This window comes from Clostridium sp. AWRP (genome assembly GCF_004006395.2).
Taxonomy (GTDB): domain Bacteria; phylum Bacillota; class Clostridia; order Clostridiales; family Clostridiaceae; genus Clostridium_B.
Window position 1 is genome coordinate 1,214,070 of sequence record NZ_CP029758.2, and the last position, 22,887, is coordinate 1,236,956.

Annotated in this window: 25 protein-coding genes; 24 read left to right on the top strand and 1 reads right to left on the bottom strand. The window is 29.9% G+C overall.

Annotation, left to right across the window (positions count from 1 at the left end; all coding sequences use genetic code 11):
* From spoIIIAE to scpB, 24 genes are all read left to right on the top strand, one after another.
* Positions 1–1,233 (top strand): stage III sporulation protein AE, encoded by a 1,233-nt coding sequence (spoIIIAE, locus tag DMR38_RS05565; RefSeq protein ID WP_127720367.1) that lies wholly within the window; start codon positions 1–3, stop codon positions 1,231–1,233.
* Positions 1,234–1,249: 16 nt separating this feature from the next.
* On the top strand, positions 1,250–1,846 hold the full coding sequence (gene spoIIIAF / locus DMR38_RS05570) for a stage III sporulation protein AF (protein WP_127720368.1): 597 nt from the start codon (positions 1,250–1,252) through the stop codon (positions 1,844–1,846).
* A 17-nt stretch (positions 1,847–1,863) separates the two neighbouring features.
* Positions 1,864–2,499, top strand: coding sequence for a stage III sporulation protein AG (gene spoIIIAG, locus DMR38_RS05575; RefSeq protein ID WP_127720369.1), 636 nt, complete (start codon positions 1,864–1,866; stop codon positions 2,497–2,499).
* Positions 2,500–2,556: 57 nt separating this feature from the next.
* The gene (locus tag DMR38_RS05580; protein WP_127720370.1) at positions 2,557–3,117 is read left to right on the top strand and encodes a SpoIIIAH-like family protein; all 561 of its coding nucleotides are present in this window, start codon (positions 2,557–2,559) and stop codon (positions 3,115–3,117) included.
* Between the two features lie 110 nt (positions 3,118–3,227).
* Entirely contained in the window at positions 3,228–3,626 is a 399-nt protein-coding gene (locus tag DMR38_RS05585; RefSeq protein ID WP_013237776.1) for an Asp23/Gls24 family envelope stress response protein, read from the top strand.
* Positions 3,627–3,767: 141 nt separating this feature from the next.
* Positions 3,768–4,244, top strand: a complete 477-nt coding sequence (nusB, locus tag DMR38_RS05590; RefSeq protein WP_127720371.1) for a transcription antitermination factor NusB — start codon at positions 3,768–3,770, stop codon at positions 4,242–4,244.
* A gap of 30 nt (positions 4,245–4,274) precedes the next feature.
* Positions 4,275–5,471, top strand: a complete 1,197-nt coding sequence (gene xseA / locus DMR38_RS05595) for an exodeoxyribonuclease VII large subunit (RefSeq protein WP_127720372.1) — start codon at positions 4,275–4,277, stop codon at positions 5,469–5,471.
* Positions 5,472–5,486: 15 nt separating this feature from the next.
* Positions 5,487–5,711, top strand: coding sequence for an exodeoxyribonuclease VII small subunit (locus DMR38_RS05600; RefSeq protein ID WP_127720373.1), 225 nt, complete (start codon positions 5,487–5,489; stop codon positions 5,709–5,711).
* A gap of 45 nt (positions 5,712–5,756) precedes the next feature.
* The gene (locus DMR38_RS05605) at positions 5,757–6,638 is read left to right on the top strand and encodes a polyprenyl synthetase family protein (protein ID WP_127720374.1); all 882 of its coding nucleotides are present in this window, start codon (positions 5,757–5,759) and stop codon (positions 6,636–6,638) included.
* A 54-nt stretch (positions 6,639–6,692) separates the two neighbouring features.
* The gene (gene dxs / locus DMR38_RS05610; RefSeq protein ID WP_127720375.1) at positions 6,693–8,567 is read left to right on the top strand and encodes a 1-deoxy-D-xylulose-5-phosphate synthase; all 1,875 of its coding nucleotides are present in this window, start codon (positions 6,693–6,695) and stop codon (positions 8,565–8,567) included.
* Positions 8,568–8,584: 17 nt separating this feature from the next.
* Positions 8,585–9,409 carry a TlyA family RNA methyltransferase gene (locus DMR38_RS05615; RefSeq protein ID WP_127720376.1) on the top strand — a complete coding sequence of 275 codons (825 nt, stop codon included), beginning with the start codon at positions 8,585–8,587 and terminating at the stop codon, positions 9,407–9,409.
* Positions 9,406–10,263, top strand: coding sequence for an NAD(+)/NADH kinase (locus tag DMR38_RS05620; RefSeq protein ID WP_127720377.1), 858 nt, complete (start codon positions 9,406–9,408; stop codon positions 10,261–10,263). Before DMR38_RS05615 ends, DMR38_RS05620 begins: the two co-directional genes overlap by 4 nt.
* Positions 10,250–10,702: an arginine repressor gene (locus tag DMR38_RS05625; protein ID WP_127720378.1), complete on the top strand. Its 453-nt coding sequence runs from the start codon at positions 10,250–10,252 to the stop codon at positions 10,700–10,702. The genes DMR38_RS05620 and DMR38_RS05625 overlap by 14 nt, the downstream gene beginning before the upstream one ends.
* A gap of 11 nt (positions 10,703–10,713) precedes the next feature.
* Complete coding sequence (recN, locus tag DMR38_RS05630; protein ID WP_127720379.1) at positions 10,714–12,411, top strand: DNA repair protein RecN; 1,698 nt, start codon at positions 10,714–10,716, stop codon at positions 12,409–12,411.
* Positions 12,412–12,583: 172 nt separating this feature from the next.
* A complete protein-coding gene (gene spoIVB / locus DMR38_RS05635; protein ID WP_127720380.1) occupies positions 12,584–13,690 on the top strand; it encodes a SpoIVB peptidase in 1,107 nt (368 codons plus the stop codon).
* A gap of 217 nt (positions 13,691–13,907) precedes the next feature.
* Entirely contained in the window at positions 13,908–14,723 is an 816-nt protein-coding gene (gene spo0A / locus DMR38_RS05640; RefSeq protein ID WP_127720381.1) for a sporulation transcription factor Spo0A, read from the top strand.
* A gap of 68 nt (positions 14,724–14,791) precedes the next feature.
* Positions 14,792–14,962, top strand: a complete 171-nt coding sequence (locus DMR38_RS21720; RefSeq protein WP_013237788.1) for a hypothetical protein — start codon at positions 14,792–14,794, stop codon at positions 14,960–14,962.
* Between the two features lie 109 nt (positions 14,963–15,071).
* On the top strand, positions 15,072–15,593 hold the full coding sequence (locus tag DMR38_RS05645; RefSeq protein WP_127720382.1) for an NUDIX hydrolase: 522 nt from the start codon (positions 15,072–15,074) through the stop codon (positions 15,591–15,593).
* Positions 15,594–15,661: 68 nt separating this feature from the next.
* Entirely contained in the window at positions 15,662–16,312 is a 651-nt protein-coding gene (spoIIM, locus tag DMR38_RS05650) for a stage II sporulation protein M (protein ID WP_127720383.1), read from the top strand.
* Positions 16,313–16,570: 258 nt separating this feature from the next.
* A complete protein-coding gene (locus DMR38_RS05660; RefSeq protein WP_127720385.1) occupies positions 16,571–17,449 on the top strand; it encodes a site-specific tyrosine recombinase in 879 nt (292 codons plus the stop codon).
* 138 nt (positions 17,450–17,587) lie between these two features.
* Complete coding sequence (locus DMR38_RS05665) at positions 17,588–18,799, top strand: D-alanyl-D-alanine carboxypeptidase family protein (protein ID WP_127720386.1); 1,212 nt, start codon at positions 17,588–17,590, stop codon at positions 18,797–18,799.
* 160 nt (positions 18,800–18,959) lie between these two features.
* Positions 18,960–20,126 (top strand): CCA tRNA nucleotidyltransferase, encoded by a 1,167-nt coding sequence (locus DMR38_RS05670; RefSeq protein ID WP_127720387.1) that lies wholly within the window; start codon positions 18,960–18,962, stop codon positions 20,124–20,126.
* A complete protein-coding gene (locus tag DMR38_RS05675) occupies positions 20,127–20,882 on the top strand; it encodes a segregation/condensation protein A (protein WP_127720388.1) in 756 nt (251 codons plus the stop codon).
* Positions 20,872–21,447, top strand: a complete 576-nt coding sequence (gene scpB / locus DMR38_RS05680) for an SMC-Scp complex subunit ScpB (protein WP_127720389.1) — start codon at positions 20,872–20,874, stop codon at positions 21,445–21,447. The genes DMR38_RS05675 and scpB overlap by 11 nt, the downstream gene beginning before the upstream one ends.
* A gap of 167 nt (positions 21,448–21,614) precedes the next feature.
* Here scpB and DMR38_RS05685 read toward each other — a convergent pair whose 3' ends face one another.
* Complete coding sequence (locus tag DMR38_RS05685) at positions 21,615–22,820, bottom strand: IS256 family transposase (protein ID WP_175413118.1); 1,206 nt, start codon at positions 22,818–22,820, stop codon at positions 21,615–21,617.
* Positions 22,821–22,887 lie beyond the last annotated feature (67 nt).

Below are 22,887 nucleotides of genomic sequence, written 5' to 3' on the forward strand. Positions count from 1 at the left end.
ATGAAAAAGATTATATTGGGTTTAGTTATAGTTTTATTAATAGGCTTTAATGTACAAGCTTTTGACACCAGCAGCGGAGAAACAAATGTGCAGAATCAAATTAAAATAGAAAATAGTAATGACAGTAGTGTACAGGATGACAAATATAATAAAACTCAAAATGAACAAAGCGAATCTGAAAAAGAGCAGATAGAAAAATTTTATGATTATATATCTAATATGAAGACAAAAAATGAAGTTCTTAAGGACATAGATGTAAGAGATTATGTGAAAGGTTTTCTGAAAACTGGGTCAGGAAATACATCTTTAAAGAAAATTATACGTGCACTTGCAATGTATGGGGTGAGAGAGGTAGCGGCTTCATTAAAACTTTTAGTACTTTTGATAGTAATTTCACTTATATGTGCATTACTTACTAATTTGCAGAGAGCTTTTAATGGAGAACAGTTATCTAATATAGCCTATTTTGCATGTTACTCACTAATAATAATAATAATGGCCAGAAGTTTTTATATAAGTGTGGATATTGCTAGATCTACTATAAAAGAAATGACTGATTTTATGGTTGCTTTAATACCTATACTTATAACTTTGGTGGCTGCAGTTGGAGGATTTGTAGAAGCATCAATTATGGATCCTATTGTAATAGGTGCTATAACTATAAGTGCCAATTTATTTATGGATGTAATAATTCCTATAATATCCATGTCTTTTGTACTTCAGTTTGTAAATAACTTATCTTCTGAATATAAAATAGACAAACTTACCAAACTATTAAATCAGATAGCACTTTGGGCACAGGGAATTATAATGACTGTATTTATAGGAATTATAACTGTAAGAGGGATAACTTCTAAGACTATTGATGAAGTTACAGCAAAAACTGCTAAATTTGCAGTGGACAATTTTGTGCCTATAGTTGGGAAAAGTCTTTCAGATGCTGTATCTACTGTAGCAGGATATTCTATTTTACTAAAAAATTCGTTAAGCAGCTTGGGACTTGTAATTATTGTAGCAATATTGCTGTTTCCAGTAATAAAACTTTTGATTATTGTAGTAGCATATAAGCTTACTGCAGCTCTAATAGAACCTATAAGTGATGGAAGGCTTGTAAACTGTATAAACTCTGCAGGAAGCTCCATTGTACTTATAATGGCATGCCTCATATGTGTATCTGTTATGTTTTTCATAATGATATGTATAATAGCTGCAGCAGGAAAAATTACAATGTGAAAGAGAGGAATACAATATGATTCAATCTTTAAAGGAGTGGCTGATAAACATATGTACTGCACTATTTTTTATTACAGCTATAGAAATGATATTGCCGGATAATAGCATGAAGAAATATTGCAAATTTGTATTGGGACTTATTTTGATTACAGTATTCATTAATCCAGTAGTAAAAATATTCAATAAAGATTTTGATATAAATCGGTATACTGAAAATGCTATAGAGAGTTTTGAAAAGGGATTTAATAGTAAAAGTCAATTAAACCAATTTAATGATTACAAGAAAAAAAACATGAAAGATACTATTGAAACTTTTAAAATGAATCTTGAAACTAAGTGTGAAGAAAGTCTTAAAGAAAAATATCCAGATGAAAGTTATAAAGTAAAAATAGATGCAAATTATGATGAACAAAATAATAGTGTATGCATAAAAAATGTAAATGTTCAAGTTAAAGATGGAAGTGTGGAAAAAATAAAAAAGGTTGATATAAATACCAAAAGTGCTTCTGTCAGCAATTTGGATTCTGGAGATGACGATAAAAATGTAAAATTAAAAACTTATTTAAGCCAGGAATTAAATGTATCTAAAAACATTATACATGTAAATTCTTAGTTGGAGGAGTTAGTATTATGAATTTAAAAAAGTGGTTAAAGGAGCTTTTTAATAATAAGAAGGTATCTAATGACAAAAAAAATATTTTTAATTTGGCTGTATTATTTTTGCTAGGAGTACTTATAATTGTTACAATAAGTTTTTTTAAAAACTACAATAATGAAAGCAGTGTAAATACTTCTAAAAATTTAAATGATGACAGTAGTAAGAGTAATAATCAGCAGAGTTCTGCAGCTTCCAAACAAAGTAAGACTGAGGATTATGAAAAGTCAATGCAGGATAATTTGAAAAATACTCTAGAAAAAATGGATGGGGTAGGCAAAGTGGAAGTAATGATAAACTTTGAAAGTGGGGAAGAGAGTGTACCGGCAGTGAACATAACTGATTCAACGAATAATACAGAAGAAAAGGATACTGAAGGTGGTACAAGAAACACTACCCAAAAGAACAATGGGAGTACGGTGGTTGTTACAAATGACGGCAGCAAATCACAACCGCTTATAGTTAAGACATATAATCCTAAAGTTTCAGGTGTGTGTGTTGTAGCTGAAGGAGCTGAAAACAAAATAACTCAACTCAGAATATCAAAAGCTATAACAGATTTGTTTGGCATATCGGAAGATAAGGTAAATGTATATCCTATGAAAAAGTAGTATATAAGTATATTTTTTAGCATATAATTCTTTAGAAGATAAATGGGGGGAGTTAAAATGAATAAAAAACAAGCTGTAATTATTGTGACTCTTTTAGCTTTAATTGTTTGTGTGGGAGTAGTTGCTACAAAGTTAAACAGTCCTATAAATTATGTAAATGGTGTTGACAATGGAAGCGGTAAGAGTGCAGTATCTTTTAATAGCAGCGATAATAAGAGTTCACAGGATAAGAGTACTCAAGCAAAAAGTACTCAGTCTAAAAGTGAGCAGTCGCAATTCTTTGAGGAGACACGGCTTACAAGGGATCAAAAAAATGCAGAAACTCTTCAAACTTTGAAAAGTCTTATAGATGACAAAAATGTTTCTAACCAAAATCGTTCTGATGCGGAAAAAAAATATACTGCATTGGCTATGAATACTAATTATGAATTGAAAATAGAAAATACTCTAAAAAGTAAGGGATATAAAGATGTTATATGTTCTATAGAAAACAACAAGGCAAGGGTAATAGTTAAAGGTAAGAATAAATTGGAAGATAAGGATACAAGACAGATAAAAGATGTAGTTATGAGTATTTCAAACATTCAGGAAGTTGAAATCGAGGTAAAACAAGGTTAAAACAAAGTGAAGCAATTACATAAATAAATTAATTGTAAAAAAAATATCCATTTGATATAATGTATGTAATGTGAGTCTTTCGATGATGTAAAAATCTAGGAGGTGAAACAATGGAGGAAAATACAAATAACGAAATTGATATGGGTATTGTAAAAATATCTGATGAGGTTGTAGGTGTAATTGCAGGTCTTGCTACTACTGAAATAAAAGGTATAGTTGGGATGAGTGCCAGTCTTGTAGGTGGAATTACTCAAATACTTACAGGAAAGAAAAACTTATCTAAAGGTGTTAAAGTGAGTGTAGGAGAAAATAGTGCAGCAATAGATTTATATGTAGTAGTAGAATACGGAGTAAGAATTCCTGATGTAGCACTTAAAGTTCAGGAAAATGTAAAGAGAGCAGTTCAATCTATGACAGGATTAGATGTTTCAGCTATAAACATACATGTGCAAAATGTTATGATTCCTAAAACAGAAGAGAGCAATGATAATATAGAAGAAGAGCAATAGTGTGCACCCTCTGGATTCAGAGGGTGTTTCTATTTACAGATATATTTGTATACTTGAACTAGTGTACTAGTTTAAGTATAATTATATCTGAAATGACAATAATTATTTTTAGAAGAGTATATATCCAAGTAGGAGGAAAATATGAATAGAAAAAAATCCAGAGAGTTGATAATGAAATTATTATTTGAAATGAGTATAAATAGAGAAGATTTCAAGAGTGTTTTAGCAGACTTAGAAGATAATTTAGAAAAAAAAAATGAGAGCAAAGAAACTGATGGTGCCGAGGAAGTTTACAGTGAAAATGTTGATAAACTAAAAAATGTTGATATGGAATATGTAAAAAGGGTTGTAAAGGGAATAGAAGAGAATAAGGATAGTTTAGATAAGGACATTGAAAAATATCTTAGAAATTGGACGTTAAACAGACTGCCCAAAGTTGATGCTGCAATACTAAGAATTTGCACATATGAATTTTTATATGAACAGGATATTCCTGAAAAGGTATCTATAAATGAGGCTATAGAACTTGCTAAAAAGTATTCTTCCGAAAAGTCTGCACCATTTATAAATGGTGTGCTTGGAAATATGATAAAAGACAAAAGCATAAGTAAACAGTAATTACAAATTAAACGCAAGGGGTTAAATAATATGTATATTAAAACATTAACTGTGTCTGATATTAACAATTATATAAAAAAGACTTTAGATAATGATTTTATACTTGCTAATTGTTCTATTAAAGGAGAAGTATCTAATTTGAAATTACATACAAGCGGACATATATATTTTTCCCTAAAAGATAAATTTAGTAAGATAAACTGCATTATGTTTAGAGGAGACGCCGGTAATTTAAATTTTATACCTGAGGATGGTATGAAAGTAATAGTTAAAGGAAGGGTGTCTCTATATGAAAAGGAAGGGTTATATCAGCTTTATTGTAATGAAATGAAACCAGATGGTATGGGAGAGTTGTATTTAGCCTTTGAAAAGTTGAAGGTAAAATTAGAACAAAAGGGATTGTTTGATGAATCACATAAAAGAAAAATACCTACTTATGCCAGAAAAATAGGTGTAATTACTTCTTCTACAGGAGCTGCGGTTAAGGACATAATAAATGTAACTAAAAGAAGAAACAAAAAGGTAGAACTTTTGATTTATCCATCATTAGTTCAGGGGGCAAATGCTAGCAGCGATGTGATAAAAGGAATTGAAACGTTAAATTCTATAGAAGATGTAGAACTTATAATTATAGCAAGAGGAGGAGGGTCCATAGAAGAACTTTGGTGTTTTAATGATGAAAAATTAGCAGAGGCAATTTATAACTCAAAGAAGCCCATAATAACAGGAGTTGGACATGAGATTGACTATACTATAGTGGATTTTGTATCTGACAGAAGAGCACCCACACCTTCTGCGGCAGCAGAGATTGCAGTTTTTAACCTGGAAGAAACCTTACAAAAACTTAATAATTATAAAAATAGACTTTACACTGGTGCTAAGGATAAAATAAAAGATGAAAAGAATAGACTTAATTTTTTGAAAAAGACTTTAGTTTTAAACAGTCCTCTTGTATACATAGCAAATCAGTACAATAATGTGGATAAACTCAAAGAACTCTTAAATTTTAAACTAAATGTTAAAATCAATGAGAAAAAAGAGAAATTAGCAAAGATAAATGCACTGCTTTCTGCTCATAATCCATTAAATATTTTAAATAGGGGATACTCTATAATAGAAGATGATGAAAATAATGTAATAAACTCCATTGAAGAACTCAATAAAAAAGATAAAATTAAAGTAACTATGAAAGATGGAACTTCTAAATTTAAGCTAATTCATTATTAGAAAAGAGGTACTCGTATGCCCAGGAAAACGGAAAGTTATGAAAGTATAATGGAAAAATTAGAAAGTATAGTAGATTCTATGGATAATAGAGAATTATCGTTACAAGACAGTATGAAGAGTTACGAAGAAGGAGTAAAATTGTGTAATAAATTATATAAGATATTAAATGACGCAGAAGGAAAAATAAAAATTCTTACTGAAGAAGGAGAAGAAGATTTTAATATTAAACCTCGAGAATAATATGCTGAATTAATAAGGCTATTTACATAGAATGGAGAATGTATTATGGAAATTAAAGGTGCAATTGAAACATTAAGAGAGGAATTGAACAAATACCTCCATGACTATATGGAGGAAAAAGGATCTTATAATAAAAGAGTATATGAAGCTATGCAGTATAGCTTAGATGCAGGAGGAAAGAGAATAAGACCTCTGCTATTTCTTTTGACCTATAAGCTTTATAAAGCAGATTGCAGGGAGGTTATGGATATAGCAGCAGCTATAGAAATGATACACACTTATTCCTTAATTCATGATGATTTACCTGCTATGGACAACGATGATTTAAGAAGGGGTAAACCTACAAATCATAAGGTATTTGGAGAAGCTATTGCTGTACTTGCGGGAGATGGACTTTTAAATGAAGCAATGAGTTTGATGTTTAGACACTGTATTGGGAAAAACGATAACGCTATAAGAGCTTGTAGTATTATCTCTGAAAGTGCGGGAGTTGATGGAATGGTTGGTGGCCAGACAGTGGATATTTTAAGTGAAAACACTAAGATACCTATAGATCAGCTCTATTACATGCACAGTAAAAAAACAGGAGCACTCATAAAAGGATCTATAATATCTGCAGCAGTATATTCGGGAGCAAGTAAAGATGAAATAGATAAATTGAGCTATTATGGAGAAAAGTTAGGATTGGCATTTCAAATAAAGGATGATATATTGGATTTAACAGGAGATACTGCTCTTTTAGGTAAAAAGGTAAAAAGTGATCTAAATAATAACAAAACTACATTTATAAGTACTTATGGAATAAATAAATGCAAAGAAATGTGTAATTCAATTACAAGTGAATGCATAGGAGTACTGAATGGGATAAGTGGAGATACTTCTTATCTAAAAGATTTAACATCATTTTTATTAAATAGAGAAAAGTGAAGTTTAAGCTATGCTAAAAATTTTAAAACTACTTTGTTAAAAGGATAGATAAGGATGAGTAATTTATTAGATAATTATAAAGATATAAATGACGTAAAGAAGATGTCTTTAAATGAGAAAAAAAAGTTAGCTAGAGAAATTAGAAAATTTTTAATAGATAAAGTATCCAAGACAGGAGGTCATTTGGCGTCTAACTTGGGGATTGTGGAGCTCACTTTGAGTTTATTTAGTGTATTTGATCTAAATTATGATAAACTTATATGGGATGTGGGACATCAGGCTTATGTGCATAAGATTCTTACGGGAAGAAAGGATAAATTTGATACTTTAAGACAATTTGGAGGATTAAGTGGATTTCCTAAAAGGTGCGAAAGTATATATGATTTTTTCGAAACAGGTCACAGTAGTACTTCAATATCTGCAGCACTGGGAATGGCTAGGGCTAGAGATTTAAAGCATGAGAAATATAATGTGGTTGCAGTTATAGGAGATGGAGCACTTACTGGAGGCATGGCACTAGAGGCCCTAAATGATGTAGGTTATAGAAAAACAAAGCTTATAATAATATTAAATGATAATCAAATGTCCATAGGAAAAAATGTAGGTGGAGTATCTAAATATTTGAATAGACTTAGAGTGGACCCTAAGTACAATAAATTTAAGGCGGATGTAGAAGCTAAATTAAAAAAGATACCGAATATAGGAACAGGAATGGCAAAATACCTTGAAAAAGTAAAAAATGGAATAAAGCAAATGGTAGTGCCTGGAATGTTTTTTGAAGATATGGGAATTAAATATTTAGGACCAATAGATGGTCATAATATAAAAGAACTTACAGACGTACTTGCTTCTGCTAAAGACGTACAAGGTCCAGTTATTATACATATAATAACTAAGAAAGGAAAAGGATATGAATTTGCAGAAAAGAATCCAGGTAAATTTCATGGAATAGGGCCTTTTAACTGTGCCAATGGTGAACTTGATGCCTGCTCCTCAAATACTTATTCCAAGGCATTTGGAAATGAAATAGTAAAACTAGCAGAAAAAGATGATAGAATAGTGGCTATAACTGCAGCAATGAGGGACGGAACAGGACTTAAAAGTTTTTCTCAAAAGTTCCCTGAAAGGTTTTTTGATGTGGGAATAGCAGAACAGCATGCCGTAACTCTGGCAGCTGGAATGGCACAGGCGAATTTAAAACCTGTATTTGCAGTTTACTCTACTTTTCTTCAAAGAGCTTACGATCAACTTATTCATGATGTATGTATGCAAGAACTTCCAGTAGTTTTTGCTGTAGATAGAGCTGGAATTGTAGGAGAGGATGGAGAAACACATCAGGGAATATTTGATTTATCTTATTTGACGGAAATGCCACATATGACACTTATGTCTCCTAAATGTATAGATGAACTTCCATATATGTTAGAATGGGCATTAAACCAAAGTTTTCCCGTAGCTATAAGGTATCCAAGGGGAGGAGATAGTGTATGTCTTAATCCCGTAGAAAATTTTAAACTTGGAAAGTGGGACTGCATTTCAAATGAGGGCAGTGTAGCAATAATTGCTCAGGGGAAAATGGTACAAAATGCAGTGTTAGCAGGAAAAAAACTTAAAGAAAAAGGTATAGATGTGAGGATTATAAGCGCATGCTTTATTAAGCCGTTGGACAAGGAAATGTTAAACAGGTTAGTTGAAGAAAGGGTAACCATCGTTACTGTTGAAGACAATATAATAAGAGGCGGATTAGGATCATATATATTGGAATATGTAAATAAATTAAATAAAAAAGTAAAAATAGTAAACTTAGGGTTTGATGATAAATTTGTACAGCATGGAAAATCAGATATTTTGTATAAGCTGTATGGTCTGGATCCTAAAGGTATCGTAAATAGTGTACTTAAAGCAGCAGAGGCAAGTCATATATTTTAATAGTGAGGTAGTTTATTATGTCAGAACCAAAAGAAAGATTGGACGTACTTTTAGTGGAGAAAGGCATTTTTCAATCTAGAGAGAGAGCTAAAGCCAGTATTATGGCTGGAGAAATATTTATTAATGGACAGAGAATAGATAAATGTGGACAGAAGATAAAAAAAAGTTCCGATATAGAATTTAGAGGAGAAAAACTTCCTTTTGTAAGCAGGGGAGGATTGAAATTACAAAAAGCTGTAAAAGAATTTAATATTAACTTAAAGGATAAAGTATGCATGGATATAGGTGCATCTACAGGTGGGTTTACAGATTGTATGCTTCAAAATGGAGCTAAAAAGGTATTTTCAATAGATGTGGGATATGGGCAGTTTGCGTGGAAACTCAGGATAGACGATAGAGTGGTTTGTATGGAAAGAACAAATATAAGGTATGTAACGCCTGAGGATATAGGTGAATATGCAGATTTTGCAAGTATAGATGTTTCCTTTATATCTCTAAAAAAAGTTGTACCTGTAGTTAGTAACTTGCTGAAAGAAAATGGCAGTATAATGGCACTTATAAAGCCGCAGTTTGAAGCAGGAAGAGAAAGAGTAGGAAAAAAAGGTGTAGTAAGGGAAAAATCTACTCATATAGATGTGATAAATGAAATTATAACTTTTTTGAGAGAAAATAATTTAAAAATAATTTCATTGAGTTATTCTCCTGTAAAAGGTCCGGAAGGAAATATAGAGTATTTAGTATATTTTACTAAGAAAAGTGATTTTAAGGAGTCGTTCATAGATGAAGATATAATAAGCATAGTAAACTCATCTCATTGTGAACTAAATGGGGAGGAACTATGAAAAATATAGGAATTAACGTTAATACAACAAAAGATCCAGATAAAAAAATGTTAAAGTTCATAAAAAAAACAATACATAATATAGACAAAAATGTAAAAGTAAAAGTATATGAAAACTGTGATGGATTAGATAAGTATGAAAGCAGTAAGTTAGATGTAATTATAGTATTAGGAGGGGATGGTACTATATTAAATACGTCAAAACATATACTTGATTCGAATACACCTATACTGGGAGTAAACATAGGGCATTTAGGTTTCTTGGCACAGGTGGAGGTAAACAGTATAGAGAATGCACTCAAAAAATTATTTAGGGGAGATTATGTAATTGAAGAGAGAAATATGATTCAATGCATCTATGATGATGGAAATGGACCAAGGACATATGATGGATTAAATGATGTAGTATTATACAAGGGAATTAAGTCAAGAATACAGAGATATAATGTTTATATAAATGATAACTTTTACAATACATTTAGTGGTGATGGTATTATTGTATCTACGTCTACAGGATCTACAGGATATAATCTTTCTGCAGGGGGACCTATAATATATCCATCTTTAGATATATTATGCCTTACTCCTATGTATTCGCAGTTTTTAACATCTAGAACCATTGTACTGGACAATAAATGCTGTATAACTATAGAAGTTAGAAAAAATTTTAAAAATATATTTTTATCAATAGATGGTCAGGAATGGATTGAAGTAAATGGGTTAAATACTATAGAGGTAAGAAGATCTAAAAATAAAAGAAAATTTATAAAATTTGATGATAATAATTATTTTGACACATTAAAAGATAAAATTAATTTTAAGGCAAAAGAAGGTGAAGTATATGAAGGTAACTAGACATGCTAAAATACTTGAAATTATAAATTCAGATGATATTGAAACTCAGGAAGAATTAGCGGATAGACTAAAAAAAAGCGGTATGAATGTAACACAAGCCACGGTTTCAAGGGATATAAAAGAATTAAAACTTATAAAAGTATTATCTGATAGTGGAAAATATAAATATGCAACTATTTCACATACCAAAAATTTCTTATCCAATAAGCTTGTAAATATATTTTCTCAAACTGTAACGAGTGTTGAAAATATAGAAAATTTTATAATAGTAAAAACAATTTCAGGGTCTGCTTCTGCGGCAGCTGAAGCCATAGATTCTTTGAGTTTTGTTGGGATAGCTGGAAGTATAGCTGGTGATAACACTATATTTGTAATGACTAGAGATGGAGAAAGTGCTCACATAATAACTCAAAAAATGAAAAAAATGATTTCTCAGTAGGGGGCTATTTTATGCTGCTTCAATTGAATATAAAAAATTTTGCACTTATAGAAAAGTTGACAATATCCTTTGAATCAGGTTTTAATGTATTTTCTGGTGAAACTGGAGCAGGTAAATCTATATTAATTGATGCAATAAACTATGTACTTGGAGGGAAATTTAATAAGAATTTAATAAGAACAGGAGAAAATAAAACTTTTGTAGAAGCAGTTTTTACTATAGAAAATCCAAAAACTTTTGAAATTTTAGAAGAAAAAGATATAAAATCAGAAGAAGATCTAGTAATAATAAGCAGAGAATCCTTTCAATCAGGAAGAACTGTAGCAAAGATAAATGGTAAATCTATTCTATTGTCTGATTTAAGAGATATAAGTAGTACACTACTTGATATACACGGCCAACATGATAATCAGAATTTACTTTCAGAACAAAAACACATAGATTATTTGGACTATTATGGTGAAAATTTTATTTCTGAGACAATGGAAGAATATAAAAAAAGTTATCAGAATTTAAATAATATAAAAGATAAAATATATGAACTTTCGGGTAAAAGTGAAGATAGAGAAAAATTAGTAGATTTTTTAAAGTATCAGATAGATGAAATAAATTCAGCAGATTTAAAAGAAACGGAAGAAAAAGAACTGGATAAAAAATTTAATGTTTTATCTAATGCTGAAAAAATAAACAATGTAATAAACAAATGCTATATAGCTCTTTATAGTGGAGAAGGAGAAAAAAATTCCATATATGATAATTTTGGAATAGTTTTAAAACAGTTGAATTCCATAAAAGATATTATGCCTCAAATAGGAGATATGTGCATTTCACTTGAAAATATATATTATGCCGTAGAAGATAATATAGATGAAATAAGAAGTATGAAAGATAGTGTTTATTGTGATAAAGACCAATTGGAATATATAAATAACAGAATATATCAGATAAATGGTTTAAAAAAAAAATATGGTAATACTATAAAGGACATATTAGATTATAGAGATAAGATAAAAACTCAATATGAGGAAATGAAAAATGTCTCTGATATAATAAAAAATTTAAATTTGGAAAAAATAAAGGTAGAAAGTTTACTTAAAGTTGAAGGTAAAAAACTTCATGAAATTCGATGTAAAACAGCTCATATTTTAGAAAAAAGTATAAAGAAAGAATTAAATTTCATAGGACTTGAACACAGTATATTTAAAATAGAAGTCAATTTTGAAGATAAATTTAATTCAAAAGGAATGGATAAAGTAAAGTTTTGTATATCTACTAATCCAGGTGAACCTCTAAAACCTTTGGAAAATGTAGTTTCAGGAGGAGAACTATCAAGGATAATGTTAGCGTTAAAAACTGTATTTGTAGATAAAGATCATATTCCGTCTGTTATATTTGATGAAATAGATACAGGAATAAGTGGAAGAATAGCACAGAGTGTAGCGGAAAAAATGTATGCTATATCTAAAAAGCATCAGGTTTTTTGTGTTACACACCTACCTCAAATAGCATGTATGTCTGATACCCATTATTGGGTTTCAAAAAATATTAGTAACAATAAAACCTATACGAAAGTTAAAAAGATGAAAAAAATAGAAAAAGAATGTGAAATAGCTAGAATGATAGGAGGAGAAAAAGTTACAAAACTTACTTTAGAACATGCGAAAGAACTTGTTAGAATGGCAGATTCTAACAAGTGTAAAATTAAATAGTAGAAACTAAATAAGTTATCTCCAAAAGCAAGGAGGTGACTTTTAACTTTTTGAATAAAATTTATATTTTTGAAGAATACATTAACTTTAAATGCATCTATATGATAGCATAATAAGATATTTAAAAGGGCAACTTAAATGTAGAAAACAGTGTAACACAGGAGGTAAAAGCATGGGTAAAAAAATTAAAAACAGATTATGCTGGCTGTTAATTCCTATCCTGTTTATGATGTTAGCTGCCTATTATGAATTGTATGATGATGGAAGAGGATCCAATTTAGTTCAAGTTTCTCACGCTAAATCAGCATTTAATACAGCTGAAGCCAGTAATGTTAATGTATACTTAGGCGGAGAACCTATTGGAGTAAAACTAAATACTAAAGGAGTATTGGTAGTAGCTCTTTCAGATATAGAAACTTCAAAGGGAAAAGTTACAAGTCCTGCTGCACTGGCAGGAATACAAGTAGGAGATAATATAATTAAAATAAACGATGTTTATGTAAAAAATGCCGAACAAACTCAAGCTGAAATAAATAAAGCAAAGGAAAAAAATATAAAAATATTAGTAGAGAGAAATGGAAAAAATATAGAAAAGACAGTAAAGCCTGTAAGTGCATTAGAAGGTAATAGCTATAAGATAGGGCTTTGGATAAGAGATTCTACAGCAGGAATAGGTACTTTGACCTTTTATGATGAAAAAAGTGGTATGTTTGCAGCATTAGGTCATCCTATAACTGATATAGATACAGGCACGAAGCTAAATATAAATTCAGGAGAAATAGTAAGTGCCTCTATTGTATCAATTAAGAAAGGTATTGAGGGAAATCCTGGCGAATTAAAAGGCATATTTGTAAATGAAGATGTTAAACTAGGAGATATAACAAGGAATACAGAATGTGGAGTTTTTGGAAAGGTAAATACAAATTTTAAATGTAAGAATTCTAAAAGTATAAAAATATGCCTAAAAAAAGATATTAAAGAAGGTCCTGCTAAGATTTTTACAACTATATCTGGGGAAAAACCAGAATATTATGATATACAAATAGAAAAACTATTATCACAAAATTCACCTGGACCTAAGAGCATGGTTATAAGAGTAACGGACCCTAGACTTTTAGCCAAAACTGGTGGAATAGTTCAGGGAATGAGCGGAAGTCCTATAATACAAAATAACAAATTAGTGGGGGCTGTTACTCATGTGCTTATAAATAAGCCTCAGGTAGGATATGGCATTTATATAGACTGGATGCTCAAAGATGCAAATATAATGTCAAAATAAAGAGTACAAAATGTTTTAAATAATTATAAAAAATATGGTAAAATAAGAATAGTATAGTATATGATACTAAAGATAGCATTTAATATGCTATCTTTTAATTTTTTTCGTAATAAAATTTTCAAGTAATTTATATAAAAAGAAGGAATTAAAATTCCTTTGTCGAATTTATTATTTGTTAAGATATGGCAATATAACTAAAAAGAGGGGAGTAAATAGTATGGAGGAATCAAAAATAAGTGTAATTATCGCAGATGATAATGCTGAATTTTGCAGTATTCTCAATGATTATCTTTTAAATCAGAGGGATATATTAGTTACAGGAATTGCAAAGGATGGGATAGAGGCTCTTAAATTAATTGAAGAAAAAAAGCCAGACTTAGTAGTACTGGATATAATAATGCCTCACCTTGACGGACTTGGTGTTTTAGAACGATTAAATAATATGAATATGAGTCCAATGCCGAGGGTGATAGTTTTGTCTGCAGTAGGGCAGGATAAAATAACTCAAAGAGCTATAACATTAGGTGCAGATTATTATGTAGTAAAGCCTTTTAATATGGAAGTGTTTACAAAGAGAATAAGACAGATGTTTAATAATGTTATAAGTAGTGGAGATGAAGTAAAGAAAACAGTATCTATTATGGATAATGAAGAAATAAAATTTTCAAGAGATGATCCTACTAATTTAGAGCAGGAAATAACAAATATAATACACGAAATAGGTGTTCCAGCACATATAAAAGGATATATGTACTTGAGAGAGGCAATAACCATGGTAGTAAATGATATGGAACTATTATCCGCAGTTACAAAAGAGTTATATCCATCTATAGCTAAAAAATATAATACTACTGCAAGTAGGGTGGAAAGGGCTATAAGGCATGCTATAGAAGTAGCTTGGTCTAGAGGACAGGTGGAAACTATAAATAAAATTTTTGGCTATACTATACATAATGATAAGGGTAAGCCTACAAATTCAGAATTTATAGCTATGGTTGCTGATAAATTAAGATTAAAAAATAAGGTAAGCTAAAAAGTTAAAATATCTTCCATTCATTTTAATTTAAAGAATGGAAGTTTTTTAAAAGGAGCATATAACGTATGAAAATAGAGTTAGAATTAGAAGATATAAAGAATATACAAAATTTAATTAAAAGTAGAATAAATGAACTTAGAGAGAAAATGTCAAACGATTCGGATAGGGAAGAGGAGTTAAGACAAATTATAAGATATTATAAAACATTAGCAAAAAATATAGAAAAGCAACTTTAACTTCATTTAATTGACAATGAGATTGGTAAAGTATAAAATTAATTAAAATAATTGATTTTATGAAGTTTTAAGTAGTAATTTTACAAAATAGATAAAGAGGTGCATAAATATGGATTTTGCTGAAAAAACTATAAAGCAAGAAAACATATACAAAGGAAAAATTATTGATGTTAATGTCCATACTGTAAAACTTCCCAATGGTAGAGAATCTAAACGGGAAATAGTAAATCACTGTGGTGGAGTAGCAATACTGGCATATAAAGACAGTAATACATTGTTTATGGTGGAACAGTTTAGAAAACCTATAGAACATGTACTTCTTGAAATACCAGCAGGTAAAATTGAGCAAAATGAAGATATGGAAAGCTGCGGAAGAAGAGAACTGGAAGAGGAGATAGGATATAAGGCTAAAAAATTTGAATATCTGGGGAAGGTAGTTACGAGTCCTGGTTTTTGTGATGAATATATATATATATTCAAAGCTGAAGATTTATATAAGGGAAGAAATGATATTTGCGATGAAGATGAATTTATAAATGTGAGGGAGGTTAAATTGAATAAAATTAAGGAAATGATAAAAAAAGGAGAAATAATAGATGCAAAGACTATATGTGCGTTTATGATGGTATAACATAGTCATATAACTCTTTTGTAAATCATAAATTATAAAAAGATGATGAACAAAAGGGGGATAAAGTTATGTTGGAAAATAAACTATCAAGTTTAATAAATGGACACATTAAAAATAATTTTTGGTTATATGTTATAAGTATATTATGTGTATTTACAGGGATAGTACTAGGAATATATAGTGTTAGATACATGGGGGGATTTGAGAAAAGTGATCTTTTAAGCTATCTTAAAAATTTTACTACTACAATAGGATCAGGAAGTGTAAATTATAAATCCATTTTTTTAGAAACATTAAAAAATAATATTCCAATAATTTTAGCTGTTTGGTTTTTGGGTCTTACAATGATAGGAATACCAGTAATACTTATAATAGATATAATAAAGGGATTTACCATTGGATTTGCTATGAGTTTTATAATAAGTGGAATGGGAATAAAGGGCATGTGGATTTCACTTTTGGGTATACTTCCACAAAATATAATATATATACCATGTATAATATTTTCATCGGTGCTTGCTATGGAATTTTCACTTATGATATTTAAAGACAGATCTGGGCTTAAATGGAGATCCAATGTTTTGTTTAGATTTACATCCTACTCTGTTTGTTTTTTACTGGTAACTACTGTCATGTTTATAGGATTTTTTATGGAAGCATATTTAACACCAAATATGATTAAACTTATTGCAGCAAGTTTTGGGATGATGTTAGTATGATATTAGATGAGAAAAAATCAGAATTTATTATAGTAACATTAAAATGCTTTTTTATACTTTTATTTTTTGGTATATTTCTACCTAGATGTATAGACTTTGTTATATATAACTTTGTTGTTAAGCCTCATTCTTATGAAAATAGTATATTTGTCTATAGCATATTTAGTAAAAATATGAACATGATATATAATTACACTATTGTTTTTAAAGAATTTCTTAAGTTTTAAAATTATAACTCTCGAAGAGTAGGTGGTAATTTTGGATGGACTTTTATTAGGTTATGAAGAAACCTTAGAAAAGAAGCACATGAGTAAAAATACAATGGATGCCTATGTGAGGGACATAACCAGATTTTATAATTTTATAAAAAATAGAGATGAAAATGTAGAAAATGTAGAAGTTGTATCTATAATGGCATATGTACAATATCTTCAAAAAGAAGGGAGAGCTATCTCCTCAATAGTAAGAAATATAGTATCCTTGAGAAACTTCTATAAGTATTTGATGTTAAAAGGTGTTCTAAATGAAAATCCTGTTTTGTATTATCAAATTCCAAAAGTTGAACATAAAGTTCCTAAGATATTAACTATAGAAGAAGTAGACAAGCTTTTGGGATCACCCAATTTAGATACTAATAAAGGAATAAGAGATAAGGCTATGCTAGAGGTTATGTATGCTGCAGGAATGAAGGTAATGGAGCTTTTAAGCTTAACTATATATGATATAGATTTAAAGCTTTCTTATGTAAGGTGTAGAAGCTTAAAAGAAGAGGAACGAATAGTGCCTATAGGTTCTGTGGCTGTAAAATATTTGAAAAACTATTTAAATATAAGACCTAAATTAAATATATATAATTTGGATATTTTATTTCTCAATTTAAGGGGAGTGCAAATGAGCCGCCAGGGGTTTTGGAAAATAGTAAAATATTATGCAAAAGAGGCAAATATAGATAAAAACATAAATGCTTTTACACTGAGGCATTCTTTTGCAGTGCATTTACTTCAAAATGGAGCGGATATTAAGTCTGTACAGGAACTTTTAGGACATAAGGAGTTATCTGCTACTCAGATATATTCTGCAGTGATAAAAAGAAACAAAATTGCACAAGTATATAAAAAGTGTCATCCGAGAGCGTAATCAATGTACAACTTATAATTATTGAAAAAAATAAAGGATTTGATGTTAAAACCAATTTTAACATCAAATCCTTTATTTTTATGTGATAATTTTCTTGACTTAAGGAAAGAATACATCTCAAAGGAGGAGAGAAATAAAATGAGGAAAAAGCAAAGAGCTTTTAGAATAGTAAGCAATATATTAGTTTTATTTTTTATTACAATTTTGTGGTTACCAGTTGTTAATGCAGAACCTTTAAGTGAATCTGATAAAAAAGAGATGAATAGTACAGGATCAGGTTTAAACATAAATGCTAGATCGGCATTGCTTATGGAACCTGCAAGTGGAAAAGTAATTTTTGAGAAAGATTCTCATGAAAAATTAGAACCTGCTTCAGTTACGAAAATAATGACTATGCTTTTAACTATGGAGGCAGTGGATTCAGGAAGAATATCATTGTCTGATAAGGTAACTGTAAGTGAAAATGCAAAAAAGATGGGCGGAAGTTCAATGCTACTAGATACTGGAGAAGTTAGAAGTGTGGAAGATTTAATAAAGGGAATAGGAATAGCTTCAGGCAATGATGCAGCAGTTGCTATGGCAGAATATTTAGGAGGAAGTGAAGATCAATTTGTACAGCTCATGAATAAAAGAGCAGCAGAACTTGGAATGAAAGATACAAGTTTTAAAAATTGCACAGGACTTAGTGAAGATGGACATTTAACTACAGCCTATGATATAGCATTAATGTCTAGAGAGTTACTTAAGCATACAAGAATATTGAAATATACTGGAACATATATGGAGACAATATCAGAAGGAAGAAAAACTCCTATAGAGTTAGTAAACCATAATAAATTAGTAAGATTTTTTAAGGGGTGTGATGGATTAAAAACTGGATTTACCAGTTCTGCTAAGTATTGTATATCTGCAACTGCAACTAGAGATGGTGCAAGAATGTTGGCTGTAATAATGGGATCTCCTACATATAAGGTGAGGAATAAAGATGCATCTATGATGATGAATTATGGATTTTCCAAGTACTTTGGAAAGAATATTTTAAAAAAAGGAGCTGATGTAGAAAAAATTCCTCTAAATAAAACAGGAGATAGATTTTTTATTGCTAAAGCTTCAGAAGATTTAAAGGTAGTAGTTGAAAAGGGAAAAGAAAGTAAAATTACTTATAAGTGTGTAATAGATAAAAATAAAAAGCAATACAAAAAAGGTGAAAAAGTTGGGTATTGTGATGTATATGTAAATGGAGAGGCTTTAGGAAAAGTTAATTTATATAGCGATAGAGATGTAAAAAAGCTAGGTATATTGGGAAATTTTAAGGATAGTTTAAAAAATATTTTACAAAAAGGGCAATAGTTTATATATTTTTAATATATAATGTATAATGAAAACAGGAAATTCTATTAGGGTTATTGGATTTTTAAAACTCGTTGAATTTCCTGTTGATTTGTTTAAGGTATTTGAAGGAAAATAACAAGTCAAAGATGACTAAAAGCTCAGGAAAGGAAAGAAAGAGATGAATATTTTAGGGGCGTTTACTATAGATCAAATACAAATTATAAATTTAATAAAAGCTATATGTAAAGGTAATGGTATAAAGGCTTATATAGTAGGAGGGGCCGTTAGAGATGCGTTCCTTGGAAATAAAGTAAAAGATATTGATATATGTATAGACAAAAATCCTAATTTTATTATAGGTAAATTGAATGGAATTAAATGCTTTCAGTATTATGATAAATTTCAAACAGCTTTTTTGTTATTTGAAAATGAAGTAAATATAGATCTAATAAGGTGTAGAAAAGAATACTATGTTAGAGATGGTGAACTTCCTATAATTGAGCCGTCAAACATATACGATGACTTGCAAAGAAGGGATTTTACGGTTAATTCGTTGGCTTATGATATAATAACAGGAAGTTTAATAGATATTTATGGTGGAGTGGAAGATATAAAAAATAAAAGCCTACAAAAGATACATTTAAATAGTTATAGAGAAGATCCTACTAGAATATTTAGAGCGGTAAAGTATGCAGTAAGGTATGGGTTTGATTTAAAAGATAAGGATGAAATAATTAATTGTGTAAATGAAGGCGTGTTTGATTTGATAAGCAATGATAGAATAGTAAAGGAAGTATACCTCTTATGTAAGGAAAAAATGTGGATAGAAAGTATTTTAATGTGTGATAATTTGAAGATTTTTAATGTTAACAGAGAAAAATTAGAAATAGCAAACGAAAACTACAATAATATAGATAAAAGAATTCTAAGATTATTTTATGCGCTTGCAGACAAAAAGTGTGCGCATATATTAGGTGAAAATTCAGTATTAGATAGTAAGTTAAAAATTTCAATAAAAAATTTTGCAGAAAATTATCAAAAAATAACCGGCGCAGTGCTAAATGCTATGGATAATTATGAATTGTATAAAATATTAAAGAGCATAGATGATTATGGACTTATACTTTTAAAATGGAATGACAAATTTAAGTATAAGATTTATAATTATGTTCATAATATGTATCATTATAAATCGTCTTTAAATGGAAAATTCGTAAGTTCTCTTGGAATACAAAATGGAAAAGCTATAGGAGAAGTTTTAAATTACATGACAAAGATTGAATTAAATTCTATGATAAAGTATGGAAAAAAATATTTAGTAAAAAATTTAGGAGAGATTATTTAGATGTCTTTAAATATAAAAATAGAAAATTTTGAGGGTCCTTTTGATCTGCTTCTTCACCTTATAAAAAAAAATAAAATGAACATATATGATATAAAAATATATGAGATTACGGAACAGTATCTTCAGTACGTAAATAATATGAGAGAAATGGACTTAGATATGGCCTCTGAATTTATAGTTATAGCAGCATCACTTATAGAAATAAAATCAAAAATGCTTCTGCCTAAAACTCAGTTAAATGAAGATGATAATGAGGATGAAAAAGATCCTAGAAAAGAATTAGTAGACAAGCTTCTTCAATATAAAAAATTTAAAGCAGCAGCTGAATTTTTGAAAAAGAGAGAAATAGGCTTAGAAAAAATGTTTGGAAAAAAACCAGAGATAATTGAGCAAGTCCATATGGGTACAAGTCCGGAACAATTTTTAAAGGGAATTACTATGTTAGATTTGTATCGGGTTTACAGTCATCTTATGGATAGCTATGTAAATAAACTTAACAACGGAAATGTGATGGGCAGGGAAATATCCTTAGATAAGTTTAAATTGCAGGATAAGATGTTATATATACGGGAAATTATTCAAACTAAGCCTCAAATTAGGTTTTCTGTTGTTTTAAAAAAATGTTCTTTTAAAATAGAAAAAGTTGTAACCTTTATTGCACTTTTAGAACTTATAAAACTTAAAGTAGTATACGTAATGCAGTATGAAAATTTTGATGAAATCTACGTGGAAAGGGTAATCGAAAATGAGAAATGATAATGAGAAAAGTACTAGCAGCGAAATTGATGAAAAAAAGAATTTAACAAAAGATGAATATTTTTCTATAATAGAATCATTATTGTTTGTATCTGGTGAACCTCTTACTCTTAAGCAAATTGCCTCAATAATAAAACTCAGTAGTAAGCGTACAAAGGATTTACTTAAGGATATGGAAGTTAAATACAGACAGAAATCTAGGGGAATAAAAATTTTAAACAGTGATGATAAGTACGGTTTAGTTACTAAAACGAAAAATAGTTATTACGTTGAAGAATTACTTGGGAATAACTCAAGACAATCCTTATCTCAAGCATCCCTGGAAACTTTAGCTATTATAGCTTACAAACAGCCTATAACTAGAATAGATATAGATGAAATAAGGGGAGTAAAAAGTGATAGGGCAATATCAACTTTGGTTGAAAGAAAACTGATAAAAGAAAATGGAAGATTGAGTGTACCTGGGAGGCCTATACTATATGGTACTACGGAAGAGTTCTTGAAATATTTTGGACTTGAAAATATAAATGAAATTCCGAGTATTGAGGAATTTCATCTTGATTAATTTAGGTATATTCGAGAGTGTTAGATTTTTTCTGTAAATTAGCTTTCTATGATATTTTAGAAAGACAGCTATGTAAAAAATTATTTCTGTCTTAATTTCAAATATATAATTTAAAAATGAGTATGTCAATAACGCCTAAGAAAAAAGGCGTTATTTTCATAAAAATTTTATTCGGGAAGTCTGCCATCATACATTATGGATAGTTCACCATAAACCTTACCCCAGTTTCTGAGGACTGACGTCCATTTCTTAGTTGCCTCAAATGTTGCAAGATAAAGTGCCTTTAGAAGTGCAGTATCACTTGGAAATACGCTTCTTTGACTGTTTAATCTGCGGTATGTGCTATTAAGGCTTTCTATGGCATTCGTTGTATATATTACTTTTCTGACTTCTGGTGAAAATTTGAATATAGGGGTTATAGCATCCCAATTTTTCAACCAGCTTCGCATAGATCCTGGATATTTATCATTCCACTTCTTAGTTACAATTTCCAGATTTTTATGAGCAGTTTCCTCAGATGGAGCCTGATATATACTCTTAAGATCCTTTGCAAAATCTTTCTTGTGTTTATAAGATACATATTTAAGTGTATTTCTTGTCTGATGTACGATGCATCTTTGGTACTCTGTGTCCGGAAAGGACGCATTTATAGATTCTTTTATGCCAGAAAGACCATCTGCACAAAGTATAAGAATATCTTTAACTCCTCTGTTCTTAAGCTCATTTAGAACACCAAGCCAGTATTTGCTGCTCTCGTTCTCACCTATATTTATGGAAAGCACATCTTTTATTCCGGCATCATTTATTCCCATGATTATATAGGCAGCAAGTTTTTTTACTATACCATTATCTCTAACAGAAAAATGTACTGCATCTATGAAAACAATTGGATAAACTGTAGACAATGGACGCTGCTGCCACTGTTCAATCTCTGGTAATATGCGGTCTGTTATGTTAGATATCATACTTTCACTTGCTTCAAAACCATATATGTCTTCAATAATTTCAGATATTTGTCTTGTAGTCATGCCTTTTGCATACATCGATATTATTTTGTCTTCTATGCTTGATATGTCCTTCTGTCGCTTTGCTACAGCCTGCGGCTGAAATGTACTATTCCTATCTTGAGGTACATCAACCTCCACTTCACCATATTTACTTCGTACTTTCTTGCTTTTCTTACCATTCCTGTAGTTAGCTTCATCTGAGCGTCCATACTTTTCATAGCCAAGATGGTTGTCCATCTCACCTTCCAGCATCTCCTGAAGAGTTCCTCCCAGTAGATCTTTCAGTGCATCTTGAATGTCCTCTGCAGATTTGATATCATACTCACTTATAAGAGAAGTTATAATATTTCTCTTACCATCTGTCATTGGTTTTACCTTATAAACATCTTTTTTCCTTGCCATAAAAAAAGCCTCCTATAATTTTTATTTTATC